Origin of the sequence: Terrisporobacter muris (genome assembly GCF_024621905.1) — a bacterium.
Classification (GTDB): Bacteria; Bacillota; Clostridia; order Peptostreptococcales; family Peptostreptococcaceae; genus Terrisporobacter; species Terrisporobacter muris.
In genome coordinates, this window is sequence record NZ_JANKBY010000091.1 from 1 (window position 1) to 11,573 (window position 11,573).

Below are 11,573 nucleotides of genomic sequence, written 5' to 3' on the forward strand. Positions count from 1 at the left end.
TTCAAAATTATATAATTTAACATATAGCTCCAATGTAAATGCCACAGATTTTGGTACAATTATTGTTCCCGATATAGTTTTAGATAATCTAAATCCTACTATGACTATTTTAAATGTTAACTATACTGAGTCAAACAATAACTATGATAACATGTTTTTAGATGCTTTTTATAATATAAAAGATAATTCTAATAATTATGAATACATGTTAGACCAAAAATTAGTAATAGATGGAGAAAAAATTGCACTTAATACTACATTTTCTTTCATATCAGTATATTTAGGAATTATTTTGTTAATATCATCAGGCACAGTACTTGCTTTACAACAACTTTCAGAGTCAACTTCAAATAAAGAAAAATTTAATCTATTAAGAAAACTTGGTATAAAAAAGAAACATCTAAAGAAAGCTATTTTTATACAGGTGTTAACAATATTTATTACACCACTATCATTAGCTATCTTACACTCATTATTCGTAACTAAATTAATTTATGTTATGATACTTGAGCTTGTAGATGTAGGTATATTAAAAAATATGCTATCATCAATTGTAATTCTTATGTATAGCATATATTTATGCATGAGTTACTTCCAAAGTTTAAATATCATAAATAGTAATAAAAATAAAACCATATAAATTAATAAAGGAGTTGCATGTCTGATTAAAATTTAGTCATGCAACTCCTTACTATATAAAAATTAAATATTACTTATCTAAATTTCATTATTATTTATTAAATAAGGCATTAGCTACTTTATTAATATATCCATTTTTCTTCCAAAAAATAGAATCCGAAACTAAATATGGGTTATCTGTAATTATACTATCAACATTTAACTCTATCATTTTATCTATTAATTTACTACTATTCACAGTCCATACAAATATTTTTTTACCATTATTGTGTATTTCATTGATCATTGTTTTATTTACAAATGTTGATTCAATCCCATATATATCAACATAGTCCCAATTATAAAGGTTACCATATGCTACTGCAGTTAAATAACATGTTTCAATGCTTGAATCTAATTCCTTAACCCTTTTTAATACATCTTTATCCATGGAAGCTATAATACTCTGATGTTCAATTTTATTGGCTTTAATTAAGTCTAAAACTCTTTTCGTTACATCACTTTTTTCATGACCATTAAGTTTTATCTCTATAACTAATTCCACTTTACCTTTAGCGCTGTCTATTACTTCCTGAAGGGTTGGTATTTTCTCTCCAGAAAAGTCTGAACTAAAGTAACTGCCTGCATCGTATGTTTTAACTTCATCATAATTAACTTCCCAGGTATTTTTATATACACCTGTAGTTCTCTTAAAATTCGAATCATGAATTATAATTAACTCTCCATCCTTTGTCTCTTGCACATCTATTTCTATATATTTTGCATCACCATTAATAGCTTCTTGTAGTGCTGCTAGTGTATTTTCTGGAGCTCTTGCAGCTGAAATTCTATGACCTGTAGCTGTTGTATTGTAAAAAAATGATGTATTAAATGCATCATTTTGGGTTAAGTATGAAAATCCCATGGATTCAAGTTGGAATAAAAATAATATTACTATTAATTTAGAAATATATTTTTATATTGGCTTTTTATTTTTTTTAGGATTAAATTTATGAATATCAATGCCTTTATATTCATAATAAAGTGATGAAATAATACCCATATTAATTATAGCGTTAAATATCATAGAAACAACTACTGCGTATTCATTAATTATGAAACACCTATTTATAAATATGCTTTTTAAATCAGTATCTAAATCATAATACCTTGGAATATAATACTTTGTCCATAACCCTATCAATATAATTGAAGCTTTATAAATTATATATCCTATAATTGAGGTTAATATAAATAACCCAACAGAAACAACAATTAGCTTAATATATTTACCTCTTGTAATTCTTACACTATTTTTTCTAGCCTCTTTAAATGTATTTGTTGATAAAGTAATCTCATGAATACTGAAAATCCATCTGATAACCAATATATATAAAATCAACATAACGAAAAGATAGATTATATTCAGTACATGATTAGAACTTATGTAATCTTGTATGTAATCTGGTAACTTCAAATTTTCTATAAAAGTAGATGTTAAAGTTAAATTAGTTAATGGAATTATTAACAGTACGAATAATACTAATAATATGTTTTTAAATTTAAATATCTCTATACATCTATTTATTGATATTTTAACAAGTTCAAATAATCCAATCTTTTTATACTGAACAGACTCATTTAAACATATAATCAAAGAAATAAATTCAAATATCATATAAAAAGCTAGTACTATCACTATTAATATTACTAAGATTAGTGATATTGGATTAGTTAATAAATTTATAATATTATCTACATTTACATACTTTATATTTGAACTAAACATTGATATATCAACTATATATTTAAAGGTTGGAATCATAAGTAAAGCTATTAATTTGTGAATTAGTTCAAATAAAATTAATGTGCTAAAATTGTACTTAATCATTGTAATAAATTTATTTGAAATTTTATTATTCATAATTTTCTCCATTTGTTTTTATTAAGGTGTATATAAGTTTTTTAATATTCTTATCCTATATAAGAATATCTATTTTAATACTTTATTACAATCTTTATTTTAATATTATTTATACTCTCCATCACTTGTATGTTATATAAGTCAATGTGATATAAAATTTATTTTTTTAATTTATAAATTTTAAATGGTTGGAGCTTTTTTATCTCTCCCAACCATTTAAAGTCTATAAAACTAAATTATTATAATTTTTCATAAAAATCTCAAGCTTTGAAAAAATACTTTTTACTCCACCTTCAATATCGCTTTCAATATTTAAGGCCAATAATGGCTCATGTAGAGATACTCTAAGAATAAACCAGCCTTTTTCTTTATCACAGTTTATTCTTATACCTTCATAATTTTTAGGTTCTATACTCCATCCTTCAATCTGAGAAACATATTCGTTCAAGCCTTCTATGACACACTGTCCATAAGCCCTAGAATCCTCACACTTGATTTCAATTCTTTTTTCTTCACATTCAGCAGCATGCTTTAAGTCTTTTATCAAGTCTGATATATCTTCATGTTCTTTTTCTAGTTTTGCCATTTCTATAAGAATTTTCACTACAAGATATGCTCCATCATCTAAAAAATAGTTTTCTCTTAAGGCTGCATGTCCAGAAGTTTCTATTGCCACAGGACAATTAATGCCTTTTTCATTCAAATTTTTAGCTTCATTTATAACATTTTTATATCCTCTTTTAAATCTATGGTGTACTCCATTTAGGTTCGTTATAAACTCTGTTAACCCTGTAGATGTTATAGAATCTGTAACTATAGTTGTCCCTTCATTTTCACCTATTACTATAGAAGATATTAGTGCTATAAGAGCATTTTTATTTATTTCTTCTCCTGTTCGAGAAACTATAGCAGCTCTATCTACATCCGTGTCAAATATGATTCCTAAATCTGCTTTTGAACTTAGTACTGCATTTTTTATAGACCCCATAGCTTCTTTATTTTCTGGGTTAGGTATATGATTTGGAAAAGTTCCATCTGGTTCAAGAAATTGACTGCCTTCAGTATCAGCCCCAAGATTCTTTAATACTTTATCAGCAAAGAATCCTCCAGCCCCATTTCCTGCATCCACAATTATTTTTCTTCCTTCTAGTGGTTTTTCACAGTTTACAGAATCTCTTACTTTATTTACTAATAACTTAGAGTAATCTTCGATTAAATTAACCTCTTTAATTTCTCCTATTGTAAGGTTTGATGAATCTTCTCCAGGTGTACTAGCTAAATCTAAAATTTCATCAATATCTTCTTTTTCACAACCACCTTCTGAAGTGAAAAATTTAATTCCATTATAATAATAAGGAAGATGACTTGCTGTAATCATCATTGATCCATCACATTTATAATCTTCTAAAACTGTAGCCATAAACATAGATGGAGTCGTACTAATTCCGCAATCATAAACAGTTAATCCTTCACTAGTTAAAGCTTCCTCTAAGGCTTCTTTTAACTGTGGCCCAGATAGTCTTGAATCCATACCTATGGCTACTTTTAAATTTTTCTTATTAGCATTTTTAATTTTTAACCACTTTGAGAAACCATTCCCAATTAATGATACAGCTTCAGAAGTTAGAGATTTTTTATAATTTTTAATTTCTATGGCTATACCTCTTATATCTGTACCATTTTTTAGCTTATTTAATGCAAATTTTAAATCATTTTCTAAATTACATGAATTTATACTCATGGCTACCTCCTTTAATAATTACAGCTAAGTCTAAATAGATTTTACTGCCTCAACTATATCTTTTGTAGTTAGTCCATAATGCTCTAATAAAGCATTTGGATTTCCTGATTGTCCAAATATATCTTTAATTCCTACTCTCTTAAGTTTAGTAGGATATTGTTCAGATAACACCTCCGCTACTGCTGACCCCAATCCACCTACTATACTGTGTTCTTCAGCTGTAACTACCTTCCCTATTTTTTTAGCTAAACTCACTATGATTTCAGTGTCTAATGGTTTTATAGTCGATATATTTACTACTGTAGCCTCTATGTTATCTTTACTTAGAATCTCAGCTGCTTCCAATGCTTTAGCTACCATTATTCCTGTTGCTACTATAAGTACATCTTTTCCTTCTCTTATAATTTCACCTTTACCTATCTTAAATTCATAGTCTTCATTATGAATTATTGGTGTACCAGCTCTACCAAATCTTATATATATTGGTCCATAATACTCTGCTACTGCATGTACTGCTTTTTTTGCTTCTATTGCATCAGCTGGGTTTATTACTACCATATTTGGTACACTTCTCATTAAAGATATATCTTCTATAGCTTGATGACTTCCCCCATCTTCTCCTACTGTTACACCTGCATGTGTTACTGCTATTTTTACATTCAAGTTTGGATATGCCACTGAATTTCTTATTTGTTCAAATGCTCTACCTGCACCAAACATAGCAAAAGTTGTTGCAAATGGTATCTTTCCACAAGTAGCTAATCCGGCTGCTGTTCCTATCATATCACATTCTGCTATTCCCATATCAAAGAATCTTTCTGACGCTACTTTTTTAAATTCTATACTTTTTGTTGCTTTAGCAAGGTCTGCATCCAAAACTACTATGTTCTCATTTACCGCTAATTCTTTTAGAGCTTCTCCGTAAGCTTCTCTTGTTGCTATATTCATCATTACTCTCCTCCTTTTAGCTCATTTAAGGCTTGTATTTTTTGTTCTTGGTTCGGTGCTGTTCCATGCCATGAAGCTTGATTTTCCATGAAAGAAACGCCTTTTCCTTTAATAGTTTTAGCTATTATTGCTGTTGGTTTGCCTTTTATTCCTCTTGCTTTATCTAAAGCTTCTTTTATTTCTTCCAAGTTATGTCCATCTATAACTAATACATTCCATCCAAAAGCTTCAAACTTCTTGTCTACTGGATTTACATTCATGACCTCTTCATTTGATCCATCTATTTGTAGTCCATTTAAATCTACAAAAGCTACTAAATTATCTAAGTTATAATGAGCTGTACTCATTACTGCTTCCCAAATTTGTCCTTCTTGAAGTTCCCCGTCTCCTATTATCGTATATACTCTATAATCTTTTTTATCTAATTTTCCTGATAAAGCTATTCCATTAGCTACTGATAAACCTTGTCCAAGTGAACCTGTAGACATATCTACCCCTGAAGTTTTATTCATATCAGGATGTCCTTGAAGTCTTGATTTATATTTTCTTAAAGATTTAAGTTCTTCTTTTGGGAAATATCCCTTTTCTGATAATGCTGCATATAATCCTGGTGCTGCATGTCCTTTTGATAAAACAAGTCTGTCTCTGTCTTCCCATTTAGGTTCTTCTACTTTTACATTCATTTCTTCAAAGTATAATACAGTTAATATATCTGCTATTGATAATGATCCACCTGGATGTCCTGACTTTGATTCTGATAACATTTCTATTATGTCTATTCTAATATCTTTTGCTATATCTTTTAATTTTTCAATATTCAAATTTTATTCCTCCTTATATTTATTAAGAGCCACTTAAAAGTGGCTCTTAATTTTAGACTTATCTTGTATTTTTAATGATTTCACGAATCTTTCTAGCATTTTCAGCAATATCCTCAGAAGTTCCTTTAGTTAATAATCCTCCAAACCCACAGACATCAACTCCATTTTCCAACCATACATGCAAATTATCAAGAGTAATTCCACCACTTGCCAATATCGGCATATCAGGTATTGGTGTCTTAAACACTTTTGCTAATTTAGGTCCATAAAAATCTGATATCGGAAAGGCTTTAATAAAAGCGGCCCCTAAACTCAATGCATCTACCGCTTCAGTTAATGATGTGCATCCTGGAGCATAAGGAATCTGATATCTATTACAAATTTTTGCTACACCTTCATCATAATTGGGTGCAATAATAAACTGTGCTCCGTGTAAAATAGCATGACGAGCTGTTTCACTATCCAAAACAGTTCCTGCTCCTACACAAAGTTCTTTGCCATACTTCTTGTTAAGTCCTTGAATTATCTCTCCAGCATTATTCAAAGTATAGCTTATTTCTATAACTGTTACTCCACCTTTCATACAACCTTCAGCAATTTCACATGCACGGTCAAGCGTTTCTGCTCTTACAATTGCAAGAGCTCCACAATCTACCATTCTTTTGGTTACATTCATCTTTTTCATATCATTCACCTCTATATTCCCTAAACCGTTTTTGATCTATATTAAGTTCAATTATATTCTTAATGAGACATCTATTAATCATATATTAATAGGATTAACTGTTTTTTCTTATAAATTTTTATTAAATGTTACTCTATAATTTTCAACTACCCGTTTAATTTCTTCAAGTACTTCTCCAGTTGGTTCAGTTACAGGAAGTCGCGCAGGTCCAACATTAATTCCATTTAAAACAACGGCTTTCTTTATAACTGATGGAATAGTACCAAACTTTAGTATACGACGAAGCTCTTCTATACTATCCTGAGCTTCTTGAGCTGCTTCTATATTCCCCTTTATGAAGTTATCATAAATAGCAACGTCAATTCCTGCAAGGAAATTTGCTGTTGCCGCAACAGCTCCTTGTCCACCAGCTTTCAATATATCAAGAATAAGTGAATCTGATCCAGAGAATACATTGAAATCTTCTTCCTTAGTTACTTCAATATAAGCTTTCATATTATCAAGCTTACCACTACTATCCTTAATTCCAACAATATTCTTTATCTTTGCTAATTCACTTACTGATTCCGGTTCAATATTAATACCTGTCTTACCTGGCATATTATACATCATAATAGGTAAACTAACTGAACTAGCTATAGTTTTATAATGTAAAATTAATTCTTCCTGTGTTGGAGCTACAAAATATGGAGTAATTATTGATAATGCACTTGCACCTATTTCTTCCATTCTTTTTGATAAACTTATTACTTCACGAGTTGAGTTACCACCTGTTCCAACAAAAACAGGCACACGATTATTAGTATGATCTATAACGATTTTCGCAAATTCAACTTTTTCATCATCTGTCAACACATGACATTCACCATTCGTTCCCAAAATGAATAATCCATAAACACCCTTATCAATTAGATAGTCAATTAGCTTACATGTTGCTTGAGGATTAATATTTTGATTTTCATCAAGTGGCGTTATCATCGCGCATATAATACCTTTATATCCCATAAAGTTAAATCTCCTCTCTAATTGATTTTCCAAGACTTCCTCCTGGATGCCACTTCACATACTGCTGTACATCAAGCCCTTTCGCATATTGTAATGCAATACTTAATGACTGTAATACTATAGTTTCTGCAAGAATTGAAGCACGAGGAGCCTTGTTAAGGCAACCACCTTCGTGTTTAACACCTGCTAACAAGAATATATCAGATGCATATCTTAACCATGAATCATCATTACCACTTACCCCAATTATTTTTGCTCCGTTTACTTTTAGTGTTTCTACTGTTGTTTTTAGCTCTTGAGTTTCACCACTATTTGATATTGCAATAACCACATCACCAGCAACTACTTGACCACTTGATCCGTGTACTGCTTCTGTGCCATGTAGTGTATATGATGGAGTTCCTGTAGATGAAAGTAATGATGAAATATATCCAGATACATGACCTGGTTTACCAATACCAGTTACATGTACTCGTCCATGATTACTTTCTGCTTCTAGAATTAAATCACGTGCTTTATTTATAGCATCTTCATCTATTGACTCAATGAATATTGATACCTCATTAGACAAAGTATCCAAAAATTTAGATAATGTATTTTCTGTCATAATTTTCTCCTCCTTAAAACTATAAGAGCCATATTATGGCTCTTATAGGGTATTAATATAGATTAAATAGGCTTTATAAATTGTAAAATACTATGTAATATTGATCCTACTACGTTATAGTCAATATTCGGGAAAGTTGCACCTTCTATACCAAGCGTTCCATAAACTGGATATAGTATTGTTGGTAAAAATGCTAGAAATAATCCTGCAATAAATGACCCTGCAATAGCACCTCTCCATCCTCCTGATGCGTTTCCAAATACTGCAGCTGTACCTCCTGAGAAGAAACATATATGAGCAGCTGGAATGATTACCACTGGGAATACACCAGGGAATGATGCCATAACAACTATTGCTAATAGACCAGCAGCATATGCTGAAAGGAATCCTATAATAACAGCATTTGGTGCATATGGGAATACTGTTGGAACATCTAGTGCAGGACGTGAACCTGGAATATATTTTTCCGAAATAATTACGAATGCTGCAGTTATTTCAGCTAAGAACATACGAACACCTGACATTAATATTGACATACCTGCAACAAATGTAAACGCTTCTATAAGAGGGAATACTAACCAGTGTGTTGAACCTGCTATTTCCTGAGTAAACTCTTGACCAGCTTTTAATGTTGAAACATAAAATAATATAATCATAACTATTGATAGACCCATTAAGAAATCTCTGAATATTGATAACCACTTAGGGAATTTTATAGATTCTGTTGTTTCTTCTTTATACTTTGAGAATATACGTCCAATATAACCTGACAAACCATAACCTATCATATTGAAGTGACCAATTGCTTGTTCATCTCCACCTGTTAATTCACGCATAAATGGTTGACAGAATTGAGGCAGTGCAGCAGACATAAATCCTAAAATTGTACCACCTACTAATATAGTAGTCATATCTTCAAATCCATGTGCTTTCATAATTAACACTAATACACAAGAAAAGAATAAACTATGACCTGTTGTAAAGAAAATATTTTTGAATCTTGTAATACGTGCAAAAACTAAGTTTAATATAAATCCAAGAATCAATGTACAGGAAACTGCAAATCCATATGTTCCTTGTGCAAGTGCTGTGGCTGCTTCTGGTGAAGCTATAACACCTGTAATTCCAAAACCATATTGGAATAATTTATTAAAATTCTGTAGTGCACCAGTCATAGCAGAAGCACCAATACCAAATATTAAGAAACCGATAAGTGTTTTTGAAGCTCCAGTGAATACTTCAACAGCTGATTTCTTTTGAAGAATTAATCCTATACATGCAACTACACCAAGTAAAACAGCAGGTGTACTTAATAAACTAATAATAAACTCCATAAATATTCCTCCCTATTTTATCAAATTTTATTTTTCTTTTGAAACAAGAAACTTTTCTAATGCTTCTTTTATTTCTTTACGATCAACGACATTACGAATTCCGATTATATCACATTTTAAATTTTTATTTTTTAATTCTTCAGCGACATCGATTACTGTTTCTACAGCATCTCCATTAAATCCATTTAATGAATCTAATGAACCATGTTCAACTTCTATCGGGAAATTATTTTCCTTAATGACCTGTTGAGTCTTTATTTTCAACATTAAACTTGACCCAACTCCTGCTCTACATGCGATTAAAATTTTATACATAATTAAATCCTCCCTTTTATAATTCGTGTAACTTTATAAAATCAATTATTTCTTTTTCATTTTTAGCATTATCTAAAACACTAAAGAATTCATCGTTTTCCAATAACTCAACTAATTCAGACATAGCACGTAAATGACTATTATTATCTATTGCACTTAGACAAAATACATATTTTACAGGGTCATTTTCATCATTTCCGAATTCAACAGGATTCTCTAAAGTCGCGATTCCTATTGCAATTTCTTTTACACCCGCTTCTGGTCTTGCATGTGGAAGTGCCACATGTTTTGTAATTACTATATATGGTCCAGATGATTTTGCCGAGTTAACCATAGCATCAACATAGACTTCAGTTGCTTTATTGTTTTCAACTAAAACAGAAGCCGACTGTCTAATTGCATCCTCCCAATCCTTAGCTTTGACCTTTAGTTTTATTAATTTTTCATTCGTGATTTCACTTAACATAGGTCCTTCTCCTTCCTTAGACGTAAAGTTCTCTATTTGTGTAAAATAAGCTAGTAACTCACTTGAAAGCATACTTTCAGAAGTTACTTTCGCATATTTTTTTATTATATCCATAACCTCATCTATTTTAGGTTGTCTTAAAAAAATGTCCCCTAGCTGAATATACACTTCACGTGTAATCTTATATTTTTCTTTTGCAGTCATAACAGGACTAACTCTAATTACTGGTACATCTATTTTTAAACCTTCTACTTTATAATTCGTAGTAAAAACAATGTCTACAGGTTCACTGAAATTTGCTAGCTTAGATGACTCCAATATAGGTAGAAAATGTAAATCAGGAAATAAGTTTTTAAGTTCTGAATGTAAGATAGCTGAACTACCCACACCATTTGAACAAACTATCAATGCTCTCCTTTTTCTAGGATCATTAAACTCTTTTTCATTTGAAAATAAAGTTGCAAAATGCATTGTTAAATATGCTAATTCCTCTTCTTGAACCTCTTCTCCAAATAGGCCGCAAAACTCTTTCATTGCATTACTTACAATTGTATAAACTAATCTATATTCTTCTTTTACCTTTTCACAAATTGGATTATAAGTAGGTAATTTAAATAAAAGTCTGTAATAAGCTGGTCTAAAATGAGAATATAGTTGTTTAAATATTTTTTCTTGGCTTATATAATAAACTCCGCTTAAATATCCAAACCTTGTCATCATTTTATTTACAATTTCTGAAATTACAGCTCTATCCTCTGTATCTTCCTCATCATTTCCTACTGATATACCTAAAATCCAAGCACTAATATACATGATATTATGAGGCTTTATATTCTCTTCACTTTCATATACTTCTAACAATTCCTTAGCAAATTTATATTCCTTCATTGAGCTCATTACTGTTACATTAGGAATATCTATATTTTCTTGAGTAATAACTCTCTTTGAATGCATTCTTGCCTTTAAGAAGATAAATATATATATAAATTCTGTTAATCTATTTTCAACAAAATTCATTTCATATTTTTTTATAAATTTCAATATAATTTTTTTTGCTTCTTCAAAGCTATCTAATTTATACTCTTCAATAAAAATATCAAATACTCTTG

12 protein-coding genes are annotated in these 11,573 nt (G+C 30.1%); 1 reads left to right on the forward strand and 11 read right to left on the reverse strand.

The features are described from left to right. Window positions 1-640, forward strand: a 640-nt coding sequence (locus NSA58_RS09015) for an FtsX-like permease family protein (protein ID WP_330652553.1), incomplete at its 5' end; no start/stop codon positions are given. A gap of 90 nt (window positions 641-730) precedes the next feature. On the opposite strand, the gene NSA58_RS09020 is transcribed toward NSA58_RS09015, so the two are convergent. The 11 genes from NSA58_RS09020 to NSA58_RS09070 form a co-directional block, all read right to left on the reverse strand. Beyond that, on the reverse strand, window positions 731-1,543 hold the full coding sequence (locus NSA58_RS09020; RefSeq protein WP_257560402.1) for a glycerophosphodiester phosphodiesterase: 813 nt from the start codon (window positions 1,541-1,543) through the stop codon (window positions 731-733). A gap of 51 nt (window positions 1,544-1,594) precedes the next feature. After that, window positions 1,595-2,542 carry a glycerophosphoryl diester phosphodiesterase membrane domain-containing protein gene (locus NSA58_RS09025; protein ID WP_257560403.1) on the reverse strand — a complete coding sequence of 316 codons (948 nt, stop codon included), beginning with the start codon at window positions 2,540-2,542 and terminating at the stop codon, window positions 1,595-1,597. A gap of 223 nt (window positions 2,543-2,765) precedes the next feature. After that, window positions 2,766-4,283, reverse strand: coding sequence for a phosphohexomutase domain-containing protein (locus NSA58_RS09030; protein ID WP_257560404.1), 1,518 nt, complete (start codon window positions 4,281-4,283; stop codon window positions 2,766-2,768). A gap of 30 nt (window positions 4,284-4,313) precedes the next feature. Beyond that, the gene (locus NSA58_RS09035) at window positions 4,314-5,234 is read right to left on the reverse strand and encodes a transketolase family protein (protein ID WP_330652554.1); all 921 of its coding nucleotides are present in this window, start codon (window positions 5,232-5,234) and stop codon (window positions 4,314-4,316) included. Beyond that, on the reverse strand, window positions 5,234-6,052 hold the full coding sequence (locus NSA58_RS09040; protein ID WP_074429819.1) for a transketolase: 819 nt from the start codon (window positions 6,050-6,052) through the stop codon (window positions 5,234-5,236). Before NSA58_RS09040 ends, NSA58_RS09035 begins: the two co-directional genes overlap by 1 nt. Window positions 6,053-6,110: 58 nt before the next feature. Further along, the gene (locus NSA58_RS09045; protein ID WP_074429818.1) at window positions 6,111-6,737 is read right to left on the reverse strand and encodes a beta/alpha barrel domain-containing protein; all 627 of its coding nucleotides are present in this window, start codon (window positions 6,735-6,737) and stop codon (window positions 6,111-6,113) included. A 108-nt stretch (window positions 6,738-6,845) separates the two neighbouring features. Then, window positions 6,846-7,775 carry a 4-hydroxy-tetrahydrodipicolinate synthase gene (dapA, locus tag NSA58_RS09050; protein ID WP_257560405.1) on the reverse strand — a complete coding sequence of 310 codons (930 nt, stop codon included), beginning with the start codon at window positions 7,773-7,775 and terminating at the stop codon, window positions 6,846-6,848. Further along, the gene (locus NSA58_RS09055; RefSeq protein WP_074429817.1) at window positions 7,747-8,349 is read right to left on the reverse strand and encodes an SIS domain-containing protein; all 603 of its coding nucleotides are present in this window, start codon (window positions 8,347-8,349) and stop codon (window positions 7,747-7,749) included. The genes dapA and NSA58_RS09055 overlap by 29 nt, the downstream gene beginning before the upstream one ends. Window positions 8,350-8,411: 62 nt before the next feature. Continuing rightward, window positions 8,412-9,683 (reverse strand): PTS ascorbate transporter subunit IIC, encoded by a 1,272-nt coding sequence (locus NSA58_RS09060; protein ID WP_257560406.1) that lies wholly within the window; start codon window positions 9,681-9,683, stop codon window positions 8,412-8,414. Between the two features lie 27 nt (window positions 9,684-9,710). Then, entirely contained in the window at window positions 9,711-9,998 is a 288-nt protein-coding gene (locus tag NSA58_RS09065) for a PTS sugar transporter subunit IIB (RefSeq protein WP_074429815.1), read from the reverse strand. Window positions 9,999-10,014: 16 nt separating this feature from the next. Further along, window positions 10,015-11,573 (reverse strand): BglG family transcription antiterminator (locus NSA58_RS09070; protein WP_257560407.1); only part of this gene is annotated, 1,559 nt, incomplete at its 5' end.

Coding starts and splice junctions, on each gene's coding strand:
- NSA58_RS09020 (WP_257560402.1), bottom strand. CDS start 1,543: ATGGGATTTTCATACTTAACCCAAAATGATGCATTTAATACATCATTT.
- NSA58_RS09045 (WP_074429818.1), bottom strand. CDS start 6,737: ATGAAAAAGATGAATGTAACCAAAAGAATGGTAGATTGTGGAGCTCTT.
- NSA58_RS09060 (WP_257560406.1), bottom strand. CDS start 9,683: ATGGAGTTTATTATTAGTTTATTAAGTACACCTGCTGTTTTACTTGGT.
- NSA58_RS09025 (WP_257560403.1), bottom strand. CDS start 2,542: ATGAATAATAAAATTTCAAATAAATTTATTACAATGATTAAGTACAAT.
- NSA58_RS09065 (WP_074429815.1), bottom strand. CDS start 9,998: ATGTATAAAATTTTAATCGCATGTAGAGCAGGAGTTGGGTCAAGTTTA.
- NSA58_RS09055 (WP_074429817.1), bottom strand. CDS start 8,349: ATGACAGAAAATACATTATCTAAATTTTTGGATACTTTGTCTAATGAG.
- NSA58_RS09035 (WP_330652554.1), bottom strand. CDS start 5,234: ATGATGAATATAGCAACAAGAGAAGCTTACGGAGAAGCTCTAAAAGAA.
- NSA58_RS09030 (WP_257560404.1), bottom strand. CDS start 4,283: ATGAGTATAAATTCATGTAATTTAGAAAATGATTTAAAATTTGCATTA.